Annotated in this window: 23 protein-coding genes; 8 read left to right on the top strand and 15 right to left on the bottom strand. The window is 73.2% G+C overall.

Annotated elements, in window-relative coordinates:
• Positions 1-10 precede the first annotated feature (10 nt).
• On the bottom strand, positions 11-976 hold the full coding sequence (locus ACFY61_RS22315; protein WP_389474414.1) for a GlxA family transcriptional regulator: 966 nt from the start codon (positions 974-976) through the stop codon (positions 11-13).
• 107 nt (positions 977-1,083) lie between these two features.
• On the opposite strand from ACFY61_RS22315, the gene ACFY61_RS22310 reads away from it, so the two are divergent.
• Positions 1,084-2,721 (top strand): ABC-F family ATP-binding cassette domain-containing protein, encoded by a 1,638-nt coding sequence (locus ACFY61_RS22310; RefSeq protein ID WP_389474412.1) that lies wholly within the window; start codon positions 1,084-1,086, stop codon positions 2,719-2,721.
• A gap of 99 nt (positions 2,722-2,820) precedes the next feature.
• Here the strand turns inward: ACFY61_RS22310 and ACFY61_RS22305 are convergent, their stop codons facing one another.
• The 5 genes from ACFY61_RS22305 to ACFY61_RS22285 form a co-directional block, all read right to left on the bottom strand.
• Complete coding sequence (locus ACFY61_RS22305) at positions 2,821-3,591, bottom strand: SDR family NAD(P)-dependent oxidoreductase (RefSeq protein ID WP_389474410.1); 771 nt, start codon at positions 3,589-3,591, stop codon at positions 2,821-2,823.
• Between the two features lie 7 nt (positions 3,592-3,598).
• Positions 3,599-4,813, bottom strand: a complete 1,215-nt coding sequence (locus tag ACFY61_RS22300; protein WP_389474408.1) for an MAB_1171c family putative transporter — start codon at positions 4,811-4,813, stop codon at positions 3,599-3,601.
• Positions 4,810-5,289: an ImmA/IrrE family metallo-endopeptidase gene (locus ACFY61_RS22295; RefSeq protein ID WP_389474406.1), complete on the bottom strand. Its 480-nt coding sequence runs from the start codon at positions 5,287-5,289 to the stop codon at positions 4,810-4,812. The genes ACFY61_RS22300 and ACFY61_RS22295 overlap by 4 nt, the downstream gene beginning before the upstream one ends.
• Positions 5,290-5,580: 291 nt before the next feature.
• Positions 5,581-8,001 carry a Tex family protein gene (locus ACFY61_RS22290; RefSeq protein WP_389474404.1) on the bottom strand — a complete coding sequence of 807 codons (2,421 nt, stop codon included), beginning with the start codon at positions 7,999-8,001 and terminating at the stop codon, positions 5,581-5,583.
• A 103-nt stretch (positions 8,002-8,104) separates the two neighbouring features.
• A complete protein-coding gene (locus ACFY61_RS22285) occupies positions 8,105-8,962 on the bottom strand; it encodes a hypothetical protein (RefSeq protein ID WP_389474402.1) in 858 nt (285 codons plus the stop codon).
• A 92-nt stretch (positions 8,963-9,054) separates the two neighbouring features.
• On the opposite strand from ACFY61_RS22285, the gene ACFY61_RS22280 reads away from it, so the two are divergent.
• Together ACFY61_RS22280 and ACFY61_RS22275 are read left to right on the top strand one after the other, a co-directional pair.
• A complete protein-coding gene (locus ACFY61_RS22280; RefSeq protein WP_389474400.1) occupies positions 9,055-9,420 on the top strand; it encodes a DUF4180 domain-containing protein in 366 nt (121 codons plus the stop codon).
• A gap of 145 nt (positions 9,421-9,565) precedes the next feature.
• Positions 9,566-11,113, top strand: coding sequence for a M1 family metallopeptidase (locus ACFY61_RS22275; protein WP_389474398.1), 1,548 nt, complete (start codon positions 9,566-9,568; stop codon positions 11,111-11,113).
• Positions 11,114-11,137: 24 nt separating this feature from the next.
• Here the strand turns inward: ACFY61_RS22275 and ACFY61_RS22270 are convergent, their stop codons facing one another.
• Positions 11,138-11,992: an oxygenase MpaB family protein gene (locus tag ACFY61_RS22270; RefSeq protein WP_389474396.1), complete on the bottom strand. Its 855-nt coding sequence runs from the start codon at positions 11,990-11,992 to the stop codon at positions 11,138-11,140.
• A gap of 143 nt (positions 11,993-12,135) precedes the next feature.
• Between ACFY61_RS22270 and sph the strand changes: the two genes are divergently transcribed.
• Positions 12,136-13,122 (top strand): sphingomyelin phosphodiesterase, encoded by a 987-nt coding sequence (gene sph / locus ACFY61_RS22265; RefSeq protein ID WP_389474394.1) that lies wholly within the window; start codon positions 12,136-12,138, stop codon positions 13,120-13,122.
• Between the two features lie 59 nt (positions 13,123-13,181).
• Here the strand turns inward: sph and ACFY61_RS22260 are convergent, their stop codons facing one another.
• Positions 13,182-15,002 (bottom strand): AMP-dependent synthetase/ligase, encoded by a 1,821-nt coding sequence (locus ACFY61_RS22260; RefSeq protein WP_389474393.1) that lies wholly within the window; start codon positions 15,000-15,002, stop codon positions 13,182-13,184.
• Between the two features lie 87 nt (positions 15,003-15,089).
• On the opposite strand from ACFY61_RS22260, the gene ACFY61_RS22255 reads away from it, so the two are divergent.
• Together ACFY61_RS22255 and ACFY61_RS22250 are read left to right on the top strand one after the other, a co-directional pair.
• Positions 15,090-15,815 carry a MerR family transcriptional regulator gene (locus ACFY61_RS22255; protein WP_389474391.1) on the top strand — a complete coding sequence of 242 codons (726 nt, stop codon included), beginning with the start codon at positions 15,090-15,092 and terminating at the stop codon, positions 15,813-15,815.
• A 112-nt stretch (positions 15,816-15,927) separates the two neighbouring features.
• Positions 15,928-17,088, top strand: a complete 1,161-nt coding sequence (locus ACFY61_RS22250; RefSeq protein WP_389474389.1) for an FAD-dependent oxidoreductase — start codon at positions 15,928-15,930, stop codon at positions 17,086-17,088.
• 21 nt (positions 17,089-17,109) lie between these two features.
• Here ACFY61_RS22250 and ACFY61_RS22245 read toward each other — a convergent pair whose 3' ends face one another.
• The 6 genes from ACFY61_RS22245 to ACFY61_RS22220 form a co-directional block, all read right to left on the bottom strand.
• Positions 17,110-19,278 (bottom strand): 3-hydroxyacyl-CoA dehydrogenase NAD-binding domain-containing protein, encoded by a 2,169-nt coding sequence (locus tag ACFY61_RS22245; RefSeq protein ID WP_389474387.1) that lies wholly within the window; start codon positions 19,276-19,278, stop codon positions 17,110-17,112.
• A 52-nt stretch (positions 19,279-19,330) separates the two neighbouring features.
• Entirely contained in the window at positions 19,331-20,545 is a 1,215-nt protein-coding gene (locus ACFY61_RS22240; RefSeq protein ID WP_389474386.1) for an acetyl-CoA C-acetyltransferase, read from the bottom strand.
• Between the two features lie 23 nt (positions 20,546-20,568).
• Positions 20,569-21,711, bottom strand: coding sequence for an acyl-CoA dehydrogenase family protein (locus ACFY61_RS22235; RefSeq protein ID WP_389474384.1), 1,143 nt, complete (start codon positions 21,709-21,711; stop codon positions 20,569-20,571).
• 12 nt (positions 21,712-21,723) lie between these two features.
• Positions 21,724-22,749 (bottom strand): LLM class F420-dependent oxidoreductase, encoded by a 1,026-nt coding sequence (locus ACFY61_RS22230; protein ID WP_389474382.1) that lies wholly within the window; start codon positions 22,747-22,749, stop codon positions 21,724-21,726.
• Positions 22,749-23,891, bottom strand: coding sequence for a CaiB/BaiF CoA transferase family protein (locus ACFY61_RS22225; RefSeq protein WP_389474380.1), 1,143 nt, complete (start codon positions 23,889-23,891; stop codon positions 22,749-22,751). The genes ACFY61_RS22230 and ACFY61_RS22225 overlap by 1 nt, the downstream gene beginning before the upstream one ends.
• Positions 23,892-24,016: 125 nt before the next feature.
• A complete protein-coding gene (locus ACFY61_RS22220) occupies positions 24,017-24,406 on the bottom strand; it encodes an MmcQ/YjbR family DNA-binding protein (RefSeq protein WP_389474378.1) in 390 nt (129 codons plus the stop codon).
• A gap of 95 nt (positions 24,407-24,501) precedes the next feature.
• On the opposite strand from ACFY61_RS22220, the gene ACFY61_RS22215 reads away from it, so the two are divergent.
• Positions 24,502-25,692: a saccharopine dehydrogenase family protein gene (locus tag ACFY61_RS22215; protein WP_389474376.1), complete on the top strand. Its 1,191-nt coding sequence runs from the start codon at positions 24,502-24,504 to the stop codon at positions 25,690-25,692.
• Positions 25,693-25,731: 39 nt separating this feature from the next.
• Here the strand turns inward: ACFY61_RS22215 and ACFY61_RS22210 are convergent, their stop codons facing one another.
• Complete coding sequence (locus tag ACFY61_RS22210; protein ID WP_389474374.1) at positions 25,732-26,409, bottom strand: endonuclease V; 678 nt, start codon at positions 26,407-26,409, stop codon at positions 25,732-25,734.
• Positions 26,410-26,435: 26 nt separating this feature from the next.
• Here ACFY61_RS22210 and ACFY61_RS22205 point away from each other — a divergent pair, with 26 nt between their 5' ends.
• Positions 26,436-26,735, top strand: coding sequence for a YciI family protein (locus ACFY61_RS22205; protein ID WP_389474372.1), 300 nt, complete (start codon positions 26,436-26,438; stop codon positions 26,733-26,735).
• Positions 26,736-26,994: the final 259 nt, after the last annotated feature.

Genomic DNA, 26,994 nt, shown 5'->3' with positions numbered 1-26,994 from the left:
CGGCCGGGCGTCAGGCGGAGCCCGGTCCGAAACGCCGGCGGTACTCGGCGGGCGGCTGGCCCAGGGCGCGGACGAAGGCGCGGCGCAGCGCCTCGGGGGTGCCGTAGCCGCAGGCCCGGGCGATGGCGGCGATGCCGTCCCGGCTGTCCTCCAGCAGCCGGCGGGCGTGCTCGACCCGGACGCGTTCCACGTAGCGGCCGGGGGTCACCCCGGTCTCCGCCTGGAAGGCCCGGGCGAAGTGGCGGGGCGAGAGCGCCGCGCGGGCGGCGAGCGCCTCGACGGACAGGTCCTCGCCCGGATGCTCGGTGATCCACTGCTGGACGTCCCGCAGCGGCTCGCGCCTGGCCGTCTGCGCGGACAGCTGTGCGCTGAACTGGGCCTGGTTGCCCGGCCGGCGCAGGAAGACCACCAGGTGGCGGGCGATGGTCAGGGCGAGGTCGCGGCCCAGGTCCTCCTCGACCAGGGCCAGCGCGAGGTCGATGCCGGCGGTGACCCCGGCGCTGGTGGCCACGCGGCCGTCGCGGACGTAGATCGGCTCCGCTTCCACCCGGACCGCCGGGTAGTCGCGGGCCATCCGCTCGCACGCCGCCCAGTGCGTGGTGGCGCGGAGACCGTCCAGCAGTCCGGCCTCGGCGAGCAGCAGGGAACCGGTGCACACCGACACCAGCCGGCCCGCGCGACCCCCGTGCGCGCGGAGCCAGTCGGTGACGCGGGGCGCGCGGTCCGCCGAGTACTGTCCGCCCGGCACGATCACGGTGGTGTCGGCGCCGGGCCCGGCGTCCTCCAGCCGCCCGTCCGGTACCAGCGTCAGCCCGCTGTTGGTGCGCACCGGCGCGCCCCCGGGCGAGACGGTCCGTACGTCGTACCCGGTCCGGCCCGGGAAGCGCCGGACCGCGCTGAAGACCTCGAAGGGACCGGTGACGTCCAGGCTCTGCACGCCGTCGTAGAGGACGACGAGCACGTCTCGTGGGGGCATGCGTCCATGCTCGTCCGGGCCCCGGGTGTCCGCAATGACAGGTGTCCCACCTATCCGGCCATCGGGCGGCCGGAACGGGGCCGGCCGGTCGATAGGATCGGCGGACCATGACTGCAACCCTCGTCGCCAAGGAACTGTCCGCCGGACACGGTGAGCGCTCGCTCTTCTCCGGGCTGGACCTCGTCGTCGCCCCCGGGGACGTGATCGGGCTCGTCGGCGTCAACGGCGCCGGGAAGTCCACCCTGCTGCGCCTGCTGGCCGGCCTCGACACCCCGGAGGGCGGTGAGCTGCGGCTCTCCCCGCCGACCGCCACCGTCGGGCACCTGCCGCAGGAGCCGGAACGCCGGCCCGGCGAGTCGGTCCGCGACTTCCTCGCCCGGCGCACCGGCGTGGCCGCCGCCCAGGCCGACCTCGACTCGGCGACGCAGGGCCTGGTGGACGGGGTGGCGGGCGCGGACGACGCGTACGCCGCGGCCCTCGAACGGTGGCTGGACCTCGGCGGCGCGGACCTCGACGAACGGGCCCTGGAGGTGGCCGGCGAGCTCGGGCTCGGGGTCGGCCTGGACCTGCCGATGACCGCGCTCTCCGGCGGGCAGGCCGCCCGCGCGGGCCTGGCGTCGCTGCTGCTCTCCCGGTACGACGTCTTCCTGCTGGACGAGCCCACCAACGACCTGGACCTGGACGGTCTGGAGCGGCTGGAGCGGTTCGTGACGGGGCTGCGCGCGGGCACGGTGGTCATCAGCCACGACCGCGAGTTCCTGGCCAGGACCGTCACCAAGGTCCTCGAACTCGACCTGGCGCAGCAGCAGGTCAACCTGTACGGCGGCGGCTACGACGCCTACCTGGAGGAGCGGGACACCGCCCGCCGGCACGCCCGCGAGGAGTACGAGGAGTACGCCGACAAGCGGTCCGCGCTGGAGGGCCGCGCGCTGATGCAGCGGAACTGGATGGACAAGGGCGTCCGCAACGCCCGCCGCAAGTCCACCGACAACGACAAGATCGGCCGCAAGCTGCGCAGCGAGTCGAGCGAGAAGCAGGCGGCCAAGGCCCGGCAGACGCAGCGGGCGATCGAACGCCTGGAGGCCGTGGAGGAGCCCCGCAAGGAGTGGGAGCTGCGGATGGAGATCGCCACCGCCCCGCGCTCCGGCTCGGTGGTCGCCACCCTCCGCGAGGCGGAGGTGCGGCGCGGCGACTTCCGGTTCGGCCCGGCCAGCCTCCAGATCGACTGGGCGGACCGGGTGGCGATCACCGGGGCGAACGGCTCCGGGAAGTCCACGCTGCTCGCCGCGCTGTTGGGGCGGCTGCCGCTGGATTCCGGTTCGGCCACGCTGGGTTCGGGCGTGCTGGTCGGCGAGGTCGACCAGGCCCGCGGGCTGTTCCTGGGCGAGGAGTCGCTGCTGGAGGCCTTCTGCGCGGCCGTGCCCGACACCGAGCCGGCCGATGTGCGGACCCTGCTGGCCAAGTTCGGGCTGAAGGCCGCGCACGTCCTGCGCCCGGCCTCCACCCTCTCCCCCGGCGAACGCACCCGCGCCGCCCTGGCCCTGCTCCAGGGCCGCGGCGTGAACCTGCTGGTACTCGACGAGCCGACCAACCACCTCGACCTCCCGGCGATCGAGCAGCTGGAGTCGGCCCTGGACTCCTACGAGGGCACGCTGCTGCTGGTCACCCATGACCGCCGCATGCTGGACGCGGTCCACACCACGCGCCGCCTGGAGGTCGCGGCGGGCCGGGTCACGGAGCTGTAGCGCCGCCGGACGGGGTTCCGGCTTCGACGTGCTGCTCGCCGACCGGGCCACCCGCGACTTCCTCTCCTCGCCGAACACCCGCGAGTTCGTGCAGCGCTTCTAGGCGTCCGGGGCGCGGCGGGTGCGGGCCATGCGGGTCGCCACCAGGTGGCGCGGGAGATGGCGTACGGCGGTGGCGTAGGCGCGGTAGCGCCAGCCGGTGATGCTCAGCGGCCGGCCCAGGGCGAGGTCCCTGAGGGCCCTGGCGACCACCGCGTCGGGCTCCAGCCAGACGGAGTCGGGCAGGGCGCTGACGTCCATGCCGGCCCGCTGCTGGAACTCGGTGCGGGTGAAGCCGGGTACCACCGCCAGCACGCGTACCCCGTACGGGGCGAGGTCGACGCGCAGGGACTCGCTGAACGCGGTGACCCAGGCCTTGGCCGCGCCGTACGTGCCGGTCGGCAGCAGGCCGGCCACCGAGGAGACGTTGAGGACCGCGCCCCGGCGGCGTTCGCGCAGGCCGGGGACGACGGCGTGGGTGAGGCCCAGCGGAACCCTGACCAGGAGGTCGAGCATGCGTTCCTCGTCCTCGACCGGGTTGTGGGGGAAGGGGGCGGGGAGTCCGAAGCCGGCGTTGTTGACGAGGAAGTCGACGGGGCGGGCCGGGTCGGCGAGCCGGTCGGCGACGGTGCGGCGCTGCTCGGGGTCGAGGAGGTCGGCGGGCAGCACCTCGGCGGGCGTGCCGTACTCCGCTTCCAGGTCGGCGGCGAGCCGGGCCAGGCGCGGTTCGTCGCGGGCGACCAGGACGAGGTCGCAGCCCTTGGCGGCGAACCCGCGCGCGAAGGCGGCACCGAGGCCGGTGCTGGCGCCGGTGATCAGGGCGGTGGGCAAGGTCGGATCACTTTCCGGGGGCGGGCGGGGCCGCGGCGGTGAAGGTGTGGGTGGCCGGTGAGGCGTAGGCCCGGGCGACGGAGACCAGGAACCGTTTCTCCGCGTCGAGGTCGCTGCCCTCGGGCACGGCCGTGGCGGCGGCCGGGTAGACGGGGCGTTCCTCGCCCCGCTGTTGCGGGAGCCCGGCGAGCTTGGCCCGGCGGGCTTCCTTCAGTACACAGGCCAGTGCGGCCGCGTCCTGCCGGGGGGCGGGGACGCCCGCGGCCGCGACGTGGCCGCGGGCCCGCTCGGGGACGCCGGGCGCGACGTGGTCGTTGAGGATCAGGATGGCGTCGCGGGTCTCGATGACCTTGCGGTAGGCGAGCAGGCCGTGCGGTACGGACGGCCAGAGGACCTCGGCGAGGCGGCCGGACCGCGGCTTGGTGAGGGCCACGTGCGGCACGGCCTGGACGAGGTCGCGCCAGAGCGGCCACAGCCGCCAGGCGGTGGTGGCGTCGGCGGCGGTGCGGCGCAGCACGACGAGGGTGGGTACCAGGATGGCGGCGGCGCGCAGCAGGCCGTGGAGGTTCATCAGCAGCGGCAGGTAGGGCATCGGCCAGACCGTGCCGAACAGGCCCTTGAGCAGGTAGGCGAACCAGAACAGGCCGGCGAGGGCGGTGCCGGCGCCGAACAGCCTGAGGCCCGCGGCGAGTCCGGGGCTCTCGGTGCGGTTGCCGTAGCGCAGGCAGACGAAGACGCAGGCGGTGTTGGCGGTGAGGTGCGCCGAGATGAGGACCAGCCAGTAGGCGAGGGAGGGCACCGGCCGGCCGTGCGGCGGCATGGTGTGCGTGCCGTGCGCGGCCGCCGCGAGGTCGAGGGCGACCAGGGTGGTGAGCAGGACGGCGGTGAGGGCCCAGGCGGCGTGCTGGAGGCGGCGGCCGCGGGTGGTGGCGGCGACGAAGTAGAGGACCGCTCCGGCGGAGAGGACGCCGGTGAGGTTGCGGACCAGGGCGACGGTGTGGCCGTGGCCGGGGTTGCGCATCGCGTAGGCGACGACGTCCGGCAGGTTGAGGGTCATCGCGGCCGCGGCGGTGGCCACGGCCAGCCACAGGCCGCGCTGTTCGCGGACGCGGAGGGCGGAGCGGGAGCGCAGCAGCACGGCGGTCCACAGGCAGACCACGGCGGGCACGGCGAGGGCGTCGCCGAGGGCGGCCGCGCCGGAGGCGGCGGCGTACGCGGTCATCGCACGCCCATCGCGGATCCCAGCCGGCCCAGGGGGTCGCCGGAGCTGCCGTTCGGCCGGGGGCCGAGCCCCGCCCGGGTGCGGATCATGCTGGCGAGCATCTCGGCTTCCTGCTCCTGGCGCGTGGTGTAGTTGGTGCGGCCGAGGACCACGGGGGCGGCGCCGTCGGCCTCCTCGCCTTCGAGCGAGTGGTGGCCGAACAGGATGTGGCCGAGTTCGTGGAGCACGATGTGCTCCTGGTGCAGGGGCGAGGTCTGGGCCTCGTAGAAGACGTAGTCGGTGGTGGCGGTGCCGACCCAGAGCCCGCAGACGCCCGATTCGGCGGCCTCCCTGGGGAGGGGGTGCAGGCGTATGGGGCGGCCCCGCTGTTCGGCGATCTTGGTGCACAGCCCTTCGAGGCAGAACCGTTCCGCCAGGTCCAGTTGGCCGAGAATCGCCTCGCAGCGCCTGCGCAGGCTGAGTTGCCGGTAAGGCATGTGCTCCCTCTTCGAACCCTTTCTCGGGCAGCGGTGATAGGCGGGTGCGGAAAGCGGCATGACGTCCATGGCCCCCATGGCAGCCGGAAGGGAGTGCGCTCCCCCGGGATGTGGAGGCCCGTCCACCGCTGGGGCGAACGGGCGTTCCACCATGCCTACAGATTTTCTACGGCAGTCGGCAAGGAAAGTCCGTGCGGGCCGTGCCTATTCGGCCATGTGCGCGCGGACCGGCCGGTCACCGTCCGGAGACGGTACGGAGCGGCGCTCCGCGTGCGGAGCGCCCGGTCCCTCCTACCGCTTGCGGCCTCCGCCGTCGCCCCCGGCCAGGCCCGCGCGGCGCAGCGCGTCGGCCATGGCGCTGTTGGCGGGCGGCGGGGCGGGGTTGCCACCGCGGCCACGGCCGCCGCCCGCGCCCCCGCCGCCACGCTGCTGCGGCGGGCGTCCGCCGCCGCGCCGGTCCTGGCGGTCCTGGCGGTCCTGGCGGTCCTGACGGTCCTGGCGCGGCCGGCCGCCGGGCTCGGCTCCGGCGGTGGTCTCGTCGTCCAGTCGCAGGGAGAGCGAGATCCGCTTGCGCGGGATGTCCACGTCCATGACCTTGACCCGGACGATGTCGCCGGGCTTGACCACGTCGCGCGGGTCCTTGACGAAGGTCTTCGACATCGCCGAGACGTGCACCAGGCCGTCCTGGTGGACGCCGACGTCCACGAAGGCCCCGAAGGCCGCGACGTTGGTGACCACGCCCTCCAGGACCATGCCGGCGGCGAGGTCGCCGATCTTCTCCACGCCCTCCTTGAAGGTGGCCGTGCGGAACGCCGGCCGGGGGTCGCGGCCCGGCTTCTCCAGTTCGCGCAGGATGTCGGAGACGGTGGGCAGGCCGAAGGTCTCGGTGACGTAGTCCTCGGGGCGCAGGCTGCGCAGCACGGCCGTGTTGCCGATCAGCGCGGCGACCTCGCCACCGGCCTTCTTGCCCATCGCGCGGACCACCGGGTACGCCTCGGGGTGCACGCTGGAGGCGTCCAGCGGGTCGTCGCCGCCGCGGATCCGGAGGAAGCCGGCGCACTGCTCGTACGCCTTGGGGCCCAGCCGGGCCACGTCCTTGAGGGACCTGCGGCTGCGGAAGGGGCCGTTGGCGTCGCGGTGGGCGACGATGTTCTCGGCCAGTCCGCCGCTGATGCCGGAGACCCGGGCGAGCAGCGGGGCCGAGGCGGTGTTGACGTCCACGCCGACGCCGTTGACGCAGTCCTCTACGACCGCGTCGAGGGAGCGGGAAAGCTTCACCTCGGACAGGTCGTGCTGGTATTGGCCGACGCCGATCGACTTGGGGTCGATCTTGACGAGTTCGGCGAGCGGGTCCTGGAGGCGGCGGGCGATGGACACCGCGCCGCGCAGGGACACGTCGAGGTCCGGCAGCTCCTGCGAGGCGAAGGCGGAGGCGGAGTACACGGAGGCACCCGCCTCGGAGACCATCACCTTGGTGAGCCCCAGCTCGGGGTGGCGGGCGATCAGGTCGGCGGCCAGCTTGTCGGTCTCCCGGGAGGCCGTGCCGTTGCCGATGGCCACCAGTTCCACCGCGTGCCGCTCGGCCAGCCGGGCGAGGGTCGCGAGGGACTCGTCCCACTTGTTGGCGGGCACGTGCGGGTAGACGGTGTCGGTGGCCACCACCTTGCCGGTGGCGTCGACCACGGCGACCTTGACGCCGGTACGGAAACCGGGGTCGAGGCCGAGCGTGGCACGCGTGCCCGCGGGCGCTGCGAGCAGCAGGTCGCGCAGGTTGGCGGCGAACACCCGGACCGCCTCGTCCTCGGCGGCCTGGCGCAGCCGCATGCGCAGGTCGATGCCCAGGTGGACCTGGATCTTGGTGCGCCACGCCCAGCGGACGGTGTCGGCGAGCCACTTGTCCGCGGGGCGGCCGCGGTCCGCGACGCCGAACCGCCTGGCGATCATGCCCTCGTACGCGGACGGGCCGGGGAGCTCGGCGGCCCCGGGCTCGTCCGGCTCCAGGGTGAGGTCGAGCACGTCCTCCTTCTCGCCGCGCAGCATGGCGAGCACCCGGTGCGAGGGGAGGGCGGTGAAGGGCTCGGCGAAGTCGAAGTAGTCGGCGAACTTCGCGCCGGCCTCCTCCTTGCCCTCGCGCACCTTGGCGGCCAGCCGGCCGCGGCCCCACATGCGCTCGCGGAGCTCGCCGATCAGGTCGGCGTCCTCGGCGAACCGCTCGGTGAGGATGGCCCGGGCGCCCTCCAGGGCCGCCGCCGCGTCGGCCACGCCCTTGCCGGCGTCGACGAACGCGGCGGCCGCGGCGGCCGGCTCCACGGTGGGGTCGGCGAGCAGCCCGTCGGCGAGCGGCTCCAGGCCGGCCTCGCGGGCGATCTGCGCCTTGGTCCGCCGCTTGGGCTTGAAGGGCAGGTAGATGTCCTCCAGCCGGGCCTTGGTGTCGGCCGCGTTGATCCGCGCCTCCAGCTCGACGTCGAGCTTGCCCTGCTCGCGTACGGAGTCGAGGATCGCCGCGCGCCGGTCCTCCAGCTCGCGCAGGTACCGCAGGCGCTCCTCCAGGGTGCGCAGCTGGGCGTCGTCGAGCATCTCGGTCGCTTCCTTGCGGTAGCGCGCGATGAAGGGGACGGTGGAGCCGCCGTCGAGCAGCTCGACGGCGGCCTTGACCTGCCGCTCCCGTACGCCGAGTTCTTCGGCGATCCTGCCTTCGATGGACGTGGTCACGTTTCTCGGTCCCGCCTTCGTCTCTGCCTTGAGCCGCCAATTGTGGCAGGTGGCGGGTACGGAGCGGGTGAGGCCTTGCCGGTCCGTACCCGCCGGGGGCGGCTCAGCCGAAGAGGTCGGCGGGGAACGCCCCGGCGCCGACGGCGCGGGCGACGAAGCCGCCGCCGAGCTGCCCGAGGCGGTCGAGGCCGGCCGCGCCGAGGTGGGCGTACGGGGCGGCGTCGAGGCGGTCCGTCTCGGTCTCCAGCTCCTCGCGGAGCTCTTCGCCGGCCGGGGTGAGCTTGCCGTCGGTGTCGAGCAGGCCGCGCTCGCGCAGCCGCTCGGCCGCGGCGTCGAGTTCGGCGGGCTCCCAGCCGCGGGTGGCGGTGAGCCACTTCGGGGAGAAGCCCTTGCCGGTGGCGCTGTGGCTGACCAGCGCCTCGACCGGGTCCAGGCCGGCTGCGACCAGGGCGGTGACGTGGCCGTCGCCGCGGTGCTCGCGCAGCAGGGTGGTGGCGTGCCAGAGCCTGAGGTGGGGTTCCTCGGGGACGGGCAGGTCGGCGTGGGCGGAGTAGAGGGGGCGGCCGTGCCGGGTGCAGGCCTCGGTGGCGGTCAGGGCGAGTTCCGCGGCCTCGGCCATCGCGGGGGACTCGACGGTCTCGTCGCCGAGGAGGCGGCGCAGGGTGGCGTCGGCGGCGCGCAGGCGGGCGGCGAGGACCTGCGCGGGCGTGGCGACGTCCCATACGGCCGGGAAGCGCGCCGCGATGAGGTCGTAGCGGTAGTTGTAGAACGTGGCGGCCACGGTTCCGGGCCCGACCGCGCCGAGGGCGGCGGCCCGGGAGGCCAGGTTGGCGGCCGTGCGGTCGGTGAGGCCCAGGGACCGGTACGTGGTGACGGTGTCGGGCGAGAAGTAGACGACGGCGTGGAAGGGGTTGATCGCGCCGTGCCAGGCACGGCGGGCGGCGCGCGGCTCAAGGGTCATGCGCCGCAGGTTACCGACTGGTCGGTCGGTCGGGAACCCCGGCCCGGGCCCGCCGCGCCGCACGCCGCGAACTCCCGTGTACGGTCCAGTACATGACGACTCCTCGGACGATCAACGGTACGACGGTCCTGGTCTGCGACGCCGACGGTCCGCCGGTCGCGGGCGAGCGCGAGGCGCTCGACCTCCTCGGTGACGCGTTCCACCACGGGGCGCGTTGGGTGGCGGTCCCCGCGGAGCGGTTCGACGAGTCGTTCTTCCGGCTGCACACCCGGGTCGCCGGTGACGTCATCCAGAAGTTCGCCAACTACCGGGTGGGGATCGTGGTGCTCGGCGACATCTCCCGCCACACGGCGTCCAGCACGGCTCTCCGGGACTTCGTACGGGAGTGCAACCGCGGCGGCCAGACCTGGTTCCTGGCCGACGAGGAGGAGCTGCGCGGCAGGCTCGCGGCGGACTGATCCGCTCGGTCCCGGCGCCGGGTTCGTCCAAGATCATGACGGCCGGATGGCGATCGTGTGACAGGGGCGCCCATGGACATGACGTGGGGCCACAGGGGTGAATACGGTCGAACAGAACAGCGCCCCCTACCACTTGGAGCCATTCGTGCACCGCAAAGTCATCGCCCCGAGCGTGCTCGCCGCCTCCCTGCTGCTGGTGATCCCGGCGTCGGCGGCGAGCGCTGGTCCGGGCGCCCCGGGTATCGGCGACCCCTACTACCCGGCCAGCGGCAACGGCGGTTACGACGTGTCGCACTACGACCTGCGACTGAAGTACCAGCCGAAGACCGACCTGCTGGAGGGCACCGCCACCCTGCTGGCCACGGCCAAGCAGGACCTCTCCCGCTTCAACCTCGACTTCGGCCTGAAGGTGAGCGAGGTCCGGGTGAACGGGGTGAAGGCGAGGTTCGCCACCTCCGGCACCCAGGAGCTGGAGGTGACCCCGGCGGCGCCGCTGGCCAAGGACAAGCCGCTGACGGTGGTGGTCAAGTACGCCGGCAAGCCCTCGGAGTTCAAGGTGGACGGCTGGACGGCCTGGCACCGCACCCCCGACGGCGGGGTCGCCGCGCAGGAGCCGGATTCGGCCATCTGGTGGTTCCCCGGCAACGACCACCCGCTGGACAAGGCGACGTTCGACGTGTCCGTCAGCGTGCCGGACGGCACCCAGGCCATCAGCAACGGCGTGCTCCAGGCGCAGAGCTCCCGGCTCGGCTGGACCCGGTACAGCTGGCGGTCGAACAAGCCGCAGGCCACGTACCTGGCGACGCTGGCCATCGGCAAGTTCGACATCACCACCGACAGGACGGCGAACGGGCTGCCGATCCTCAACGCCTACAGCAAGGACCTCGGCGACAACGACGGTGCGGCGCGCGCCAGCATCGAGCGGACCGGCGAGGTCGCCGAGTGGCTGGAGGGGATCTTCGGCCCGTACCCCTTCAACGCGCTGGGCGGTTACGTGCCCAACGTGACCAGCGGCTACGCGCTGGAGACGCAGACCCGCCCGTTCTACAGCCCGCGCCAGTTCGCGAACGGCGCGAACGTCTCCGTGGTGGTGCACGAGCTGGCCCACCAGTGGTACGGGGACAGCGTCTCCGTCGACCACTGGAAGGACATCTGGGTCAACGAGGGCTTCGCCCGCTACAGCCAGTGGCTGTGGTCGGAGAAGGAGGGCGAGGGCACCGCCCAGGAACTCGCCGACTGGGCCTACTCCAGCCGTCCCGCAGAGGACCCGTTCTGGCAGGTCAAGCCGGGCGACCCGGGCCCGGAGAACCAGTTCCACCTCGCCGTGTACGACCGCGGGGCCATCGCGCTGCAGGCTCTGCGCAACGAGGTCGGCGACGAGAAGTTCTTCCGGATCCTGAAGGGCTGGCCGACCGAGCGGAAGTACGGCAACGCGAAGGTCGGCGACTTCGTGCGGTACGCCGAGCGGATCTCCGGCAAGCCGCTCGCCGGGCTCTTCGACACCTGGCTGTACACGGCGGGCAAGCCGGCCACCGGCCCGGTCGCCAAGAAGCTCACGGCGAAGCCGCGCGGGGCCGCCGCCGCCCCGGCCGCCCGGACGGCGGAGCCGAAGTCCTGGAAGAAGATCGCCGAGACGAACACGGTGCACGACCACGGCCACGCCCACACCGCCCGCGACGGCCACGGCCACTGACCCCGCGGCTGCCGCCGCCCGCGCTCAGCGGGCGGCGGCGGCCCGCCACCGTGCCCGGGCCTCGCGGGCCAGGGGCAGGTACCGCCACCGCTCCGGCAGCAGCGGTACGACGTTCCGTACGACGGCGCTGAAGCGGCGGAGCCGGCGTTCCTGGGCCGGGGTCCAGTCCAGGCCGAGGGCCGCCCGCGCGTCGGGCGGCATGTAGCCGACGGTGGCGAACGCCCGGAAGCGGAGGAAGAGGGTGCGCAGCTGCGGCCAGGCGATCCGGGTGAGCACCCGCAGGGCGAGCGGGCCGCCCTCCGGGCGGGGCAGCGGCAGGTCCGTGGCGAGGAGCTCCCCGGCCACCTTGGTGAGTTCGAGCTCCTCGGCCAGCATCTTCCGGTAGTAGGGCCAGAACTCCTCGATGGTCTGCGGCATGTCCCGGTCGTGGATGCCGAGGATCCGGCCGACCTGGAGCCACTCCCGGTAGAGCTGCCGCTCCTGCTCCGGGGTGAAGGGGCGGTAGAGGTAGCGGGCGGCGTGCCGGTACACCGGGAAGCCGGTGGCGTGGACCCATGAGTAGCAGGCCGGGTCGAGGGAGTGGTAGTGGCGCCCCCGGGTGTCGGTGCCCTGGATGCCGCGGTGCAGCCGGCGGACGCGCCGGCCCTCGGCGGCCGCCTGCTCGCCGCCGTACACCCACAGCTGGACCGAGCGGATGGACCGTTCGCCCCGCCCCCACGGGTCGGTGCGGAACACCGAGTACTCGTCCACGCCCGCGCCGATCGCCGGGTGGGCGACCTGCATGGTGAAGGCGGGGGGCAGCATCAGCAGCTGCCGGACGTCCCCGGCGATGGTCCACAGCACGCCGCCCGGTGGCGGCGGCTCGGGGTCCTGCTTCACGAGGCTCCTCCCGGTATCGGTGATCCCTCCCACCAGTATGGACACGGCCCGTCCAGATTCCCGGTGCACGGGTGTTACCCATAGGTAACTGCTGCTGCTTTGATGGCCCGGTCGATCTTCCCCACAGGAATGATGGAGACCGCATGCCCCTCACCGCGCACCGCCGCAACCGGGCCGCCTCGGCCGCCGTCGCCGCCGTTGCGGCCGCCGCGCTCGCCGGCACCACCGCCCCCGCCACCGCCGCGGAGCAGGCCGCGACCCCCCGGGTCAGCGTGCTGACGTACAACGTGTTCCTGTTCAGCAAGAGCCTGTACCCGAACTGGGGGCAGGACCACCGGGCCGCCCAGATACCGAAGACCTCCTTCTACCAGGGCCACGACGTGGTCGTGCTGCAGGAGGCGTTCGACAACTCCTCCTCGGACGCCCTGAAGGCCAACTCGGCGGCGCAGTACCCGTACCAGACCCCGGTCGTGGGCCGTTCCAAGACCGGCTGGGACGCCACCGGCGGCGCGTACTCGGCGACCACGCCGGAGGACGGCGGGGTGACGATCCTCAGCAAGTGGCCGATCGTCCGCAAGGAGCAGTACGTCTACAAGGACGCGTGCGGCGCGGACTGGTGGTCCAACAAGGGCTTCGCCTACGTGGTGCTGAACGTCGGCGGCGCCAGGGTCCACGTGGTCGGCACGCACGCGCAGTCCACCGACCCGGGCTGCGCCGCGGGCGAGGCGGCGCAGATGCGCAGCCGCCAGTTCAAGAACATCGACGCCTTCCTGGACGCGAAGAACATCCCCGCGAACGAGCAGGTCATCGTCGCCGGCGACCTGAACGTCGACTCGCACACCCCGGAGCACGGCACCATGCTCGCGGACGCCGGCCTGGCCGGCGCGGACACCCGCACCGGCCACCCGTACTCCTTCGACACCCAGGACAACTCCATCGCCAAGGACCGCTACCCGACGGACCCGCGCGAGGACCTGGACTACGTCCTGCACCGGGCGGGCCACGCGCGCCCGGCCGGCTGGGAGAACAACGTGGTCAAGGAGCAGTCGGCGCCCTGGACCGTCTCCAGCTGGGGCACTTCGTACACGTACACCAACCTTTCCGACCACTACCCGGTCATCGGCCGCTAGCCGCCGCCGGGACGGGCGGTCCGGTGGGCGGGGCAGCCGCCCACCGGCACCGCCGGTGTTCAGTCCTCCTCGTACATCCCGTCGATGACCTCGGCGTACTTCTGGCGCACCACCCTGCGGCGGAGCTTGAGTGAGGGGGTCAGCTCGCCCGTCTCCGGGCCCCACTCCTCCGTGAGCACCCGGTACTTCTTGATCTGCTCGGTGCGGTTGAGCCGGGCGTTGGCGGCTTCCACCGCGCGGGCGATCTCCTCCAGGACCAGGGGGTGGGCGGCGAGCGCGGTGGGAGCGGTGTCCTCGACGCCGTGCGCGGCGGCCCAGACCGGGGCGAGTTCGGCGTCCAGCACCAGCAGGGCCACCAGGTAGGAGCGGCCGTCGCCGTGCACCAGGGCCTGCCCGATCAGCGGATGCTCCTTGACCGTGTTCTCCACCAGCGCGGGCGAGACGTTCTTGCCGGTGGAGGTGATGATGAGTTCCTTCTTGCGGTCGGTCAGCCAGAGGAACCCGTCCTCGTCGATCCGGCCGACGTCCCCGGTCGGGAACCAGCCCTCCGCGTCGCTCGCGCTCTCCACCGTGCCGTCGGGCCGCAGGTAGCCGTCGAAGACCGTCGCGCCGCGGGCGAGGATCTCCCCGTCCTCGGCGAGCCGCAGCTCCAGGCCCTCGATCGGGCGGCCCACCGAACCCAGCCGGAACGCGTCCTGGCTGTTCACGGTGCACACCCCGGCGGTCTCCGTGAGGCCCCAGGCGTCCATCACGGTGATGCCCCAGCCGGCCCAGAACCGGGTGACGTCCAGCGGCATCGGGGCGGTCGCGCTCGCCGTCCAGACCAGCCGGTCCATCCCGGCCAGCGACAGCAGCGGATCGAGCACCCGCTCCTTGGCCCGCCCGTACGCCTCCGCGACGGCGGCCGGCACCTCCTCGCCGCGCTCGCGGTGGCCGGCGAACGCGCGGGCCACCTCGTTGGCCGCCTCGACGGCCTGCCGCTGCTCCTCGGGCAGCCGGGCCAGTGCCGCGCGTACGGAGGCCGCCAGCTTCTCCCAGACCCGCGGCACGCCGAAGAACTGGACGGGGCGCAGCTCGCGCACCGCGCCGGCGACGGCCGCCGGGTCGGGGCACAGCCGGACGTGCGCGGCGCGCAGCAGCGGCAGGTAGATGCCGAGGATCCGCTCGGCGATGTGGGCGAGCGGCAGGTAGCTGATGTGCTCGGCGTGCTCGGGCAGTTCCACGTGCCGGTCCAGCCGGACCGCCTGGAGCATGATGTTGCGGTGGGTGAGCCGGACGCCCTTGGGGTCGCCGGTGGTGCCGGAGGTGTAGACGACGGTCAGCGGGTCCGCCGGCCGGATCTCCCGCCAGCCCTTCTCGAAGGCCTCCGCCGCGTGGACGCGGGCGCCGGCGGCGTGCAGGGCGCCGAACGTGCGGTGGGCGCCCGCCTCGGCGGCCTCGGCGACGACGAGGCGCTCCAGCGGTACGTCCGGATCGTCCAGCAGCGGTTCCCAGCGGGCCAGTTCGCGGGCACCCTCGACGACGGCGAAGCGGGCGCGGCTGTGGCGGGCGATGTGCGCGATCTGCCCGGGCGCGGAGGTCCCGTACACGGTGACCGGGACGGCCCCGAGGTGGACCAGGGCGAGGTCGGCCAGCCAGTGCTCGGGGCGGTTGCCCAGCATCAGCAGGACGTGCTCGCCGCGTTCGACGCCGAGGGCGGCGAACCCGGAGGCGAGGACGGCGGCCTTGCGCCGGACCTCGGACCACGTGAGGGTCGACCAGCCGTCGCCCTCGCGCCAGGACAGGGCGGGCAGGTCGGCGTGGTCGACGGCGTTGCGGGCGAGCAGGACGGGGAGGGTGAGCTCCTCGGCGGGGGCGGGCAGTCGCAGTTTCGTCGTCATGGGCAGCTCCTGGCCGTTTCACATCGTTGGTGCGACAGCAATACTGTTCAACCTGAGGTGCAGTGAGCAGAGAGCGAGGCACAGCCGATGAGCAGCCAGGCGCAGGAGCCCACGCTCACCGTGGACGAACTCGCCGCGCGGGCCGGGGTCACCGTCCGTACCGTACGGTTCTACAGCACGCGCGGGCTTTTGCCCCCTCCCGTGATCGGTCCTCGTCGCGTGGGGCGCTACGGGCCCGAGCACCTGTCGCGGCTGGCCCTGATCGAGGAGCTCCAGGTCCAGGGAATGACGCTGTCGGCCATCGAGCGCTACCTGGACGCGCTGCCCGACGACCTGAGCGCCCACGACCTGGCCATCCACCGTGCGCTGGTCGCCAGCTGGGCGCCGGACCCGGCGGAGGAGGCGTCGTGGACGGAGCTGGAGCGGCGGGCCGGGCGGGCGCTGTCCGACGCCGACGTGCGGCGGCTCGAGGCGATGAACGTGGTCAGCGGGGCGGGTGAGGGGTTCCGCGTGGATCCGGGCCTGCTCCGGCTGGGCGTGGCGCTGCTGGACGTACCGATCTCGCACGAGACGATCCTGGCGGCCCGGACGGTGCTGCTGGACCACGCCCGGTCCACGGCGCACCAGCTGACGGCCCTGTTCCGGGACGAGGTGTGGGGCCCTTATCTGGAGGGTGAGGACGACCCGGAGCGGGTGGAGTCCATGAAGGCGCTCTCCGCGCACATGCAGCCGCTGGTGGTGCAGGCCCTGGTCACGGCGTTCCAGCGGTCGTTGCGGGACGAGCTGCGGGCGGCGTTCACCTCCGAGGGCTGAGCGGCTCGGGGAAGTTTTCCCGGCCGCGGCTGTCACGTTCCGCAGGGCTGTCCGGTCCTTGCTGGTGACGCGGCGGAACGGCCGCCGCGCGCGGACCGAAGGAGCTTCCACCATGCAGCAGCTGACCGTCGTGGGCGGCGGGTTCGCCGGTCTCGTCGCCGCCATCGACGCCGCCGAGGCGGGCGCCCGGGTGACCGTGTACGAGGCCCACCGCGAGCTCGGCGGGCGGGCCCGCACCGCCTCGGGCCCGTACCGGACGAACGAGGGGCCGCACGCCCTGTACCGCGGCGGCCCGCACTGGGCCTGGCTCGCCGAGCGGGACCTGATCGGGCCGCTCGCCCGGGTGCCGCTGGCCGAGACCCTGCGGCTGCGGCTGCACCAGGACGGGCGGCTGCGGCGCACCCCGCCCGTGCCCCTGCTCCGGCTGGCCCGCCGGCCGGTCACCGACGCCCCCGTCGACCGGACCTTCCTGAGCTGGGCCGCGCCGCTGGTCGGCGAGCGGGGCGCGCGTCAGGCGGCGAACTTCCTGGCGGTGGCCCTGTTCCACCACGACGTGGGCGCGCTGTCGGCGGCCTTCGTGCAGGAGCGGCTGGTGCGGGTCGCCGCGTTCCCGCCGGAGGCCAGCTACCCCAGGGGCGGCTGGCAGTCGGTGGTGGACCGGATGGCTGCCCGGGCGCGGGCACTGGGCGTGCGGATCGAGACCGGCGCCCGGCTGACCGGACTGCCCGGCGACGGGCCGGTGGTGGTGGCGACCTCGCTGGCCGCCGCCCGGACCCTCCTCGGCGATGCCTCCCTGACCTGGGAGAGCGGCCGTACCGTGCTGCTGGACCTGGCACTGGACGCACGCCGCGGCGACCCGTGGGTGCTGTCGGACCTCGACGCCCCGGCCTGGCTCGAACGGTTCACCGGGCAGGACCCGGGCCTGGCCCCGGCCGGGCACTCCCTGGTGCAGGGCCAGCTGCCGATCGGGCCCGGCCAGTCCAAGGCCGAGGGCATCGCCCGGGCCGAACGCCTCCTCGACCTCGGCTTCCGGGGCTGGCGCGAGCGGGTCCTGTGGCGCCGCGAGGCCCTCGCCTCCGGCCGTACCGGCGCCGTGGACCTGCCCGGCACCACCTGGCGGGACCGGCCGGCCGTCGACCGCGGCCACGGCGTGTACCTGGCGGGCGACCAGGTGGCCGCCCCGGGCGTGCTGAGCGAGGTCTCGTTCAACAGCGCCCGGGAGGCGGTCACCCTGGCGGTGCGCGGCGGACGGCCGCTGCACACGACCGCCTGAACCGGTCCCTGGACCAGGGGGTCAGTCCGTGAACGTCTCGCCGCGCTCCGCCTTCTCCAGCAGCAGCGCCGGCGGGGTGAACCGGTCGCCGTACGACGCGGCCAGCTCCCGGGCGCGGGCCACGAAGCCGGGCAGACCGCCCTCGTAGCCGTTGATGTACTGGAGCACGCCGCCCGTCCACGCCGGGAACCCGATGCCCATGATGGAGCCGATGTTGGCGTCGGCGACGGAGGTGAGGACGCCCTCCTCGAAGCACCGGACGGTGTCCAGGGCCTCCGCGAAGAGCATGCGCTCCTTCATGTCCTCGAAGGGGATCTCGTACCCGGGCTTGGCGAAGTGCTCCCGCAGCCCCGGCCAGATGCGGTCCCGCTTGCCGTCCTCGGTGTACTCGTAGAAGCCGGCGCCACCGCTGCGCCCGGGCCGGCCGAACTCGTCGACCATCCGGTCGATGACCCGGTCGGCCGGGTGCTCGACCCATTCCCCTCCCTCGGCCTCGACGGCGCGCCGGGTCTCGTTGCGGATCTTGCGGGGCAAGGTCAGGGTGAGCTCGTCCATCAGGGAGAGCACCTTGGCGGGGTAGCCGGCCTGGGCCGCGGCCTGCTCGACCGACGCGGGCTCGACGCCCTCGCCGACCATCGCCACGCCCTCGTTGATGAACTGGCCGATGACCCGGGAGGTGAAGAAACCGCGCGAGTCGTTGACCACGATGGGCGTCTTGTTGATCTGCCGGACGAGGTCGAAGGCGCGGGCGATGGCCTCGTCACCGGTCCGCTCGCCCTTGATGATCTCGACGAGCGGCATCTTGTCCACGGGCGAGAAGAAGTGCAGCCCGATGAAGTCGGCGGGGCGGGTGACGCCCTCGGCCAGCCCGGTGATGGGCAGGGTGGAGGTGTTCGAGCACAGCAGGGCGTCGGGGGCCACGACGTCCTGGATCTCCTGGAACACCCTGTGCTTGAGCGCGGTGTCCTCGAAGACCGCTTCGATGACGGCGTCGCATCCGGCCAGGTCGGCGACGTCGGCGGTCGGCGTGATCCGGGCGAGCAGTTCGGCCCGCGCGGCCTCCGTGGTACGGCCCCGGGCCACCGCCTTGTCGAGCAGCTTCTCGGAGTACGCCTTGCCCTTGGCGGCGGCCTCGGGGCTGACGTCCTTGAGCACCACCTCGATGCCGGCCCTGGCGCAGGAGTAGGCGATGCCCGCGCCCATCATGCCGGCGCCGAGCACCGCGACCTTGGCGACCTTGCGCGGGGGGACGCCCTGGGGCCGGCTGCGTCCGGCGTTGACGGCCTGCAGGTCGAAGAAGAACGCCTGGATCATGTTCTTGGCGGTCTGCCCGGTGACCAGCTCGGTGAAGTAGCGGGCCTCGATGACCTGGGCCGTCTCGAAGTCGACCTGGGAGCCCTCGACCGCGGCGGCCAGGATGTTGCGCGGGGCCGGGTAGGGGGCGCCGCCCAGCTGCTTCTTCAGGTTGGCCGGGAAGGCGGGCAGGTTGGCGGCGAACTTGGGGTTCGCCGGGGTGCCGCCCGGGATCCGGTAGCCGGGGACGTCCCAGGGCTGCCTGGACTCGGGGTTGGCGTCGATGAAGGCACGGGCCTTGGCCAGCATCTCCTCGGGGGTGGCGGCCAGTTCGTGGACGAGGCCGTTGTCCAGGGCGCGACGGGGGCTGTACTGGGTGCCCTGGAGGAGGACCTTGAGCAGTGCGTCGGTGATGCCCATGAGACGGACGGTGCGGGTGACTCCGCCGCCGGCCGGGAGCAGGCCGAGGGTGACCTCGGGCAGGCCGATCTTCGAGCCGGGCGCGTCGAGGGCGACGCGGTGGTGGGAGGCGAGGCAGATCTCGTAACCCCCGCCGAGGGCCGAGCCGTTGATGGCCGCGACGACGGGGACGCCGAGGGTCTCGATGCGGCGCAGCGAGGCCTTGATGGCGGTGCCGGCGTCGAAGGCGAGCTGGGCGTCCTCGGGGCGGAGCCGGATCATGTCCTTGAGGTCGCCGCCGGCGAAGAAGGTCTTCTTGGCGGAGGTGTAGATGATGCCGCGGATGGAGTCCTTCTCGGCCTCGGCGCGGTCGGCGACGGCCGCGATGGAGTCCTTGAAGGCCTGGTTCATGGTGTTGGCGGACTGGTTGGGGTCGTCGAGGACCAGGGTGACCACGCCGGTCTCGTCCTGTTCCCAGCGGATGGTGCCGTTGCTCATGGGGTCGTCTCCGTAGGTTCGCGGGGGTGCTGGGCGGGCTGGTCGTCTGCCGTTACAGGCGCTCGACGATCGTGGCGATGCCCATGCCGCCACCGACGCAGAGGGTGGCCAACCCGTACCGCTTGTCCTGTCGTTCGAGTTCGTCGACGAGGGTGCCGAGGATCATGGCGCCGGTGGCGCCGAGCGGGTGGCCGAGCGCGATCGCACCGCCGTTGACGTTGACCTTGTCGAGGCTGATGCCCATGTCCTGGACGAAGCGCAGGACGACGCCGGCGAACGCCTCGTTGATCTCGACGAGGTCGATGTCCTCGATGGTCAGTCCTGCCTTCGCGAGGGCCTTGCGGGTGGCCGGGGCGGGACCGGTGAGCATGATGGTGGGCTCGGATCCGGAGACGGCGGCGGCGACGATCCGGGCGCGCGGGGCGAGGCCGTTGCGCTCGCCCGCCTCGCGGGAGCCGATGGCGACGAGCGAGGCGCCGTCGACGATGCCGGAGGAGTTGCCGGCGTGGTGGACGTGGTCGATCCGCTCCACCCAGTGGTACTTCTGGAGCGCGACGGCGTCGAAGCCGCCGAGTTCGCCGATGTCCGCGAAGGACGGCTTCAGCTTGGCCAGCGAGTCGGCGGTGGTGCCGGGGCGCATGAACTCGTCGTGGTCGAGGACGACCAGCCCGGTGCGGTCGGTGACCGGGACGACCGACTTCGCGAAGCGGCCTTCCTTCCAGGCGGTGGCGGCCCGCTCCTGGGACAGCGCGGCGTACTCGTCCACGTCCCGGCGGGAGAACCCGCCGAGGGTGGCGATCAGGTCGGCGCCGATGCCCTGGGGGACGAAGTTGACGGTGTGGTTGGTCATCGGGTCGGCGAACCAGGCGCCGCCGTCGGACGCCATCGGAACCCGGGACATGGACTCGACGCCGCCGGCGAGGACCAGGTCCTCCCAGCCGGAGCGGACCTTCGCGGCGGCCATGTTGACCGCTTCCAGGCCCGAGGCACAGAAGCGGTTCTCCTGTACGCCGGCGACGGTGTCCGGCAGGCCGGCCGCGATCGCCGCGATCCTGGCGATGTCGGAGCCCTGGTCCCCGACCGGGCCGACCACGCCGAGGACGATGTCGTCGATGGTCGCCGGGTCCAGCCCGGGATTGCGCTCGCGCAGCGCGTCGATCAGGCCGACCACCAGGTCGATGGGCTTGGTGCCGTGCAGGGCGCCGTTGGCCTTGCCCCGGCCGCGCGGGGTGCGGATCGCGTCGTATACGTAAGCTTCGCTGCTCACTGGTCAGGCCTTTCGGAAAGGGGTTAGCCGAGCAGGGAACGACCGATGATCTCTTTCATGATCTCGGTCGTCCCGCCGTAGATGGTCTGGATGCGGCCGTCGGTGAAGGCCCGCGCGACCCGGTATTCGGTCATGTAGCCGTAGCCGCCGTGCAGCTGGAGGCAGCGGTCCGCGACCCGCTTCTGCAGTTCGGTGGCCCACCACTTGGCCATCGAGGCGTGCACGTGGTCGAGTTCGCCGTCGGAGTGGTCGACTATGCAGCGGTCGAGGAAGGTGCGGGTGACGGCGCACTCCGTGGCCATCTCCGCGATCTCGAATCGGATGTGCTGGAGCTTGGACAGCGGGCGTCCGAAGGCCTCCCGCTCCTTGACGTACGCCGTGGTGATCTCCAGCAGGTGCTCCGCGGCCGCGATCCCGGCCATCGCGATGGCCAGCCGCTCCTGGGGCAGGTTGCCCATCAGGTGCGTGAAGGCGCCGTTGAGCTGCCCGAGCAGGTTCTCCTTGGGGACGACCACGTCGTGGAAGAACAGCTCCGCGGTGTCCTGCGCCTTCTGGCCGATCTTGTCGAGGTTCCGGCCCCGCTCGAAGCCGGCCGCGCCCCGCTCCACGACCAGCAGGGACAGGCCGTGCGCCCCGCCCTCCGGGGTGGTCTTGGCCACCACGACGACCAGGTCGGCCAGGATGCCGTTGGAGATGAAGGTCTTCGACCCGTTGAGCACCCAGTGGTCGCCGCGGTCCTCGGCGGTGGTCCGGATGCCCTGGAGGTCGGAACCCGCGCCCGGCTCGGTCATGGCGATGGCGGTGACGGTCTCGCCGCTGCAGAAGCCGGGCAGCCAGCGCCGCTTCTGCTCCTCGGTCGCGAGGGAGGTCAGGTAGGGGCCGATGATGTCGTTGTGCAGGCCGATGGCGAGCCCGGGAGTTCCGGCCCGGGTGAACTCCTCGGCGATCACGGCGGCGTACCGGAAGTCGGTGTTGCCGCCGCCCCCGTACTCCTCCGGTACGGCGAGGCCCAGCAGTCCCTGCCGGCCGGCCGCCAGCCAGGCTTCCCGGCTGACGACGCCGTCCTTCTCCCACTGCTCGTAGTGGGGCAGCACCTCCTTTTCGAGGAAGGTGCGGACCGTGGCCCGGAACGCCTCGTGTTCGGCTTCGAAGATCCGCCGCTGCATGCTGTCGTCCCCCTAGAGCCAGTTCTTGACGGTTTCGATGGTCCGCGCCGGATCGGGGCCGACCGGGGCGACGTTGAGCATGGTGACCCCCGCCTCCCTGAAGGCTTCGATCCGGTCGCGTACGTACCCTTCGGGTCCGCAGAGCGTCATCAGCTCGCAGAACTCGTCCGGTACGGCGGCGGCCGCGTCGCGTTTGCGGCCGGAGAGGTACAGCTCCTGGATCTTCCGGGCCTCGTCGGCGTAGCCGTAGGCCACGGCGAGGTCGTTGTAGAAGTTCTTCCCGACGGCGCCCATGCCGCCGACGTACAGGGCGATCTGCGGGCGGACCAGGTCGCGGGCGGCAGCCGCGTCCTCGCCGATGGCGAGCAGCCCTCCGGCTACGGTCTGGAGCGGGCCCAGGGAGGGGTCCCGCTTGGCGGTGCCCTCGGCCAGGGCGGCGCCCCAGACCTGCCGCGCCTTCTCCGGGAGGAACAGCGTGGGCAGCCAGCCGTCGGCGATCTCGGCGGTCAGCGCCACGTTGGCCGGGCCGAGCGAGGCGATGTGGACGGGGATGCGGTCGCGCACCGGCCGGGTGAGGATCTTCAGCGGTTTGCCGTGCCTGCCGCCCTTCTCCGGGGGCAGCGGCATGTCGGTGATGCCGTGGTGGTCGATGGTCTCGCGGCGCCAGATCCGCCGGCACAGCTCGACCGTCTCCCTGGTCCGGCCGAGCGGACGGTCGTACGGCTTGCCGTGCCAGCCCTCGATCACCTGGGGGCCGGAGGCGCCCAGACCCAGCACGGCCCGGCCGCCCGAGAGGGCGTCGAGTCCGGCGGCGGTCTGCGCGATCAGGGCCGGGGTGCGGGAGTAGACGTTGACGATGGCGGAGCCGATCTTCATCCGCTCGGTACGGGCGGCCAGGTACCCCATGATCGTCGGGGAGTCGAAGCCCCAGGCCTCGGCCACCCAGACGGCGTCCAGCCCGGCCCGCTCCAGCTCGGCCGCCTCGTCGGCGGCGCGGCGCGGATCCCCCGCGTAGTCGAGCAGCATGGAGAGTTCCATCAGGCGTCCTTCCCGGTCAGCGCGGGGACGTCCCAGTCGCGCGCGACGGCTTCGGTGTCGGCTCCGGGCTGCGCGGGCCCCCCGGGGGCCGCCGTAGGCGTGGCGGAGAAACGGGGCGCGGGCGCCGGCTGGACGATCCCCGCCGCTTCGGTGAAGGTGCCCCGGGCCGCGAGGTGCGGGTGGGCCGGGGCCTCGCGCAGCGACAGCACCGGCGCGACGCAGGCGTCCGTGCCCTCGAAGACCGCCGTCCACTCGTCCCGGGTACGGCTCCTGAAGCGTTCGGCGACGGCTTCGCGCAGCTCGGCCCAGCGGGCGAGGTCCTTGCGGGCGGGGGCCCGGTCGGCGATCCCGAGCAGCTCGGTGAAGGTGTCGTAGAACTGCTGCTCCAGCGCGCCGACCGCCATATAGTGGCCGTCGGAGGTCTCGTAGGTGCCGTAGAAGGGGCAGCCGCCGTCGAGCAGGTTGGCCCCCCGCCGGTCCTGCCAGCCACCGGCCGCCATCATGCCGTGGATCATCGCGGTGAGGTGGGCGGTGCCGTCGACGATCGCCGCGTCCACCACCTGGCCCGTGCCGCCCGGGGTACGGGCGTGCTGGAGGGCCGCCAGCACGCCGATCACGAGGTAGAGGGAGCCGCCCGCGTAGTCGCCCACCAGGTTGGCGGGGACGGCCGGGGGTCGGCCCGGATCGCCGATCATGCCGAGCGCACCGGTGACGGCGATGTACGCGATGTCGTGGCCGGCGGTAGTGGCGAGCGGGCCCTCCTGGCCCCAGCCGGTCATCCGGCCGTACACCAGCGCGGGGTTGCGCGCGTGGCACTCGGCCGGGCCGACCCCGAGCCGCTCGGCCACCCCGGGCCGGAACCCCTCGATCAGCACGTCGGCGCGCTCCACCAGGTCGAGCACACGGGCGGGGCCCGTCGGCGACTTGAGGTCGACCAGGACGGAGCGCTTGCCGCGGTTGGTGACGTCATAGGCCGGGTCGATCGCGAGCCCACCCCCGCCGGGGCGGTCCACCCGTACGACGTCGGCGCCGAGGTCCGCCAGGAGCATGGCGGCGAACGGGCCGGGGCCGATGCCCGCCAGCTCGACGACCCGCACCCCGGCGAGCGGGCCCTGCCCCGCGCCGTTCCCTGTCACTGCCATCGAGCCCCCAGCACCTCTGGTGTGCGACTGTGTGACACAACTGATGTAACACCAGCGATGCTAGGAATCCGCGCCCTCTCAGCACAAGACCTGTGGACAACTCGATTGAGCAAGCGCTTAGGCGCTCACTCCGCCGCGTTCCGCCCGTCGAGCTCCTTGACGTGCCGCTTCAGCGCCACCGTCCGGTAGCTCTCCTCCACCCATTCGCACAGCACCTGCGCACTGGGCGCCCCCTTCTCCCCCAGCGGCACGGACACCCAGCCCGCCCTCGCCAGGCCGTACCCCGTCGGCTCCGCCCCCGGGGCGGCCATGGCGTGGCCGTGCAGCGCCTCGTCCTTCAGCTTCACCGACAGACCGGGCGGCTGCGGGCCGTCCGCGTTCCCGAGGAACAGGAAGATCTTCTTGTTGACCTTCACCACGCAGTCCTCCGGCCCCCAGGGGAACTCCTCGACCGCCTCGGGCAGCCCCAGCGCGAACTCCCGCACCGCTTCCCACTTGCGCACCGCAGCCTTCACCGAACGCCTCCACTTACCGCAGGTCACACCCGCCCGCACGAACACCTCACGGTCAAGCTAGCCTCAGCCAGCGACACCAGTCGGGAGGAGCGGGGATGAACAGCCAGGACACACCTGAACGCACGTACGACGTAGTCCTCTTCGGAGCGACCGGCTTCGTGGGCACACTGACCGCCGAGTACCTCGCCGCCCACGCGCCCGCCGGCTGCAGATGGGCCCTGGCCGGCCGCGACACCGGCAAACTGGAACGCCTCCGGGAACGGCTCGCCGCCATCGACCCGGCCTGCGCGAAGATCCCGCTGCTGCGGGCCGACGCCACCGACCCCGCGTCCGTACGCGAGATCGCCTCCTCCACCCGGGTCCTGGCCACCACCGTCGGCCCGTACGTCTGGTACGGCGCGGAACTCGTCGCCGCCTGCGCCGCGTCCGGCACCGACTACGTCGACCTGACCGGCGAGCCCGAGTTCGTCGACCGCACGTACGTCGAACACGACGCACGGGCCCGCGAGACCGGTGCCCGCCTCGTGCACGCCTGCGGCTTCGACTCCATCCCGGCCGACCTCGGCGCGTACTTCACCGTCCGCCGGCTGCCCGAAGGCGTCCCCCTCAAGGTCGACGGCTTCATGCGCGGCGGCGGCCTGTTCTCCGGCGGCACCCTCGCCTCGGCCCTCACCGCCCTGGGCCGCGGCCCCCAGACCCTCGCCGCGGCCCGGGAACGCCGCCTCCACGAACCCCGTCTGCTCGGACGCCGTGCCCGCGGCCCCGTCGGCGCGCCCCGCTTCAGCCGGGAGACCGGCACCTGGGCGCTCCCCCTGCCCACCCTCGACCCGCGGATCGTCGCCCGCTCCGCGGCCGCCCTCGACCGCTACGGCCCCGACTTCCGCTACCGCCACTACGCCTCGGTCGCCCACCTCCCGGTGGCGCTCGGCGGCGTGGCGGCGGTGGGCGCGGTCGCGGCCCTGGCCCAGGTGCCGCCGGCCCGCCGCTGGCTGATGGACCGCTGGGAACCCGGCCAGGGCCCGGACGCGGAACGCCGCGCCCGCAGCTGGTTCAGCGTGCGCTTCGTCGGCGAGGGCGGCGGCCACCGCGTCCTCACCGAGGTCTCCGGCGGCGACCCGGGCTACGGCGAGACCGCCAAGATGCTCGCCGAGTCGGCCCTCTGCCTCGCCTACGACGACCTCCCCGACACCGCCGGCCAGCTCACCACGGCCGTGGCCATGGGCGACGCCCTCATCGAACGGCTCCAGGCCGCGGGGATCCGCTTCCGGGTGGCGCACGAGCGCTGAGGGGGACCGGCCCGCCCTCCTCCTCGCCTCAGCCGCGCCTCAGCCGGCGTCGCGGAGCGCGCGCCGGCACAGCGAGTCGGCGAGCCGCGTGGTCTCGGGGATGCGGTAACGCGGGCTGAGGGCGAGGGCGTGCGCACAGGCCGTGTCCAGCGACACCCGGTGCCCGACGGACACGTACACCGGCTTGATCCCGTCCTGGGTGCGCACCGCCCGGCCCACCTCTCCGCCGTCCTCGGCCAGCAGCGGGGAGGTCTCCCCGCGCCGGACGCCGGGCTCCTCGTAGGTGAAGGTGAACGGGTTCTTCGCCACGCCCATGGCGGGGAGCCCGGTCACCACGCCGAGGTGGCACGCCAGGCCGAAGCGGCGCGGGTGGGCTATCCCGTAGCCGTCGCAGACCACCAGGTCCGGGGTGGCGCCGAGGGCGTCGAGCGCGGCCAGTACGGTCGGCAGCTCGCGGAACGCGAGCAGCCCCGGCACGTACGGGAAGCTGACCTTCCCGACCGCGGTCGCCTCCTCCACCACGTCGAGCGTCCGCGCGTCGAGCACCACGGCCGCCGCCGCGACCAGGTCGCGCTCGTCGTCGTACGCCACGTCGACCCCGGCGACCAGGCCCCGGCCAACGGCCGGGCCGGCCTCGCCGAACACGACGCGGCTCCGCAATTCGTCTTGTATCGCCCGGGCCTCGGCCTCGTCGGCGGGGGTCTTCACACTCGTCATGATGGTGCGAGAGTAGCCTGGCGATCATGTTCGTTATGGAGCTGACCTATACCGCGCCCATCGAGGACGTCGAAGCGCTGCTGGACGCGCACATCGCCTGGCTGGACGGCTACTACGCCTCGGGCGTCTTCCTGGCCTCGGGCCGCAAGGTGCCCAGGGACGGCGGGGTCATCCTGGCGGGAGGCGTCTCCCGCGGCGAGATCGAGAAGATCGCGACGGAAGACCCCTTCAGCGAGGCGGGCGTCTGCGAATACCGCATCACCGAGTTCATCGCCACCAAGACCTCGGCGGACCTGGCCACGGTCCGGGACACGCCCCAGGGGTAGGAGCGCGGGGCGGGGGCGGGGGCGGGGGCGACTGGGCCTGCTGGGGCGGGACCTGGATCCCGGGCGGGGGTGGGGATGAGTGGGCCCGCTGGGGCAGGGGCGTTGGTTGCGTCGGGGTGGTTGCCCGTCCGTCCCATCGTCCTTCCGAGGCGGGCGTCGGCGTCAAGGGCGCTCCTTCGTCGCGTCGCTGCGCGATGGCCTTCGGCCACCCTTGACCCCGCCACCCGCCCCGGAAAAACGACAGACGAACGGACAACCC

It is taken from the genome of Streptomyces sp. NPDC012888 (genome assembly GCF_042900645.1).
Lineage (GTDB): Bacteria > Actinomycetota > Actinomycetes > Streptomycetales > Streptomycetaceae > Streptomyces.
This window is presented reverse-complemented; position numbering and strand designations above follow the sequence as displayed.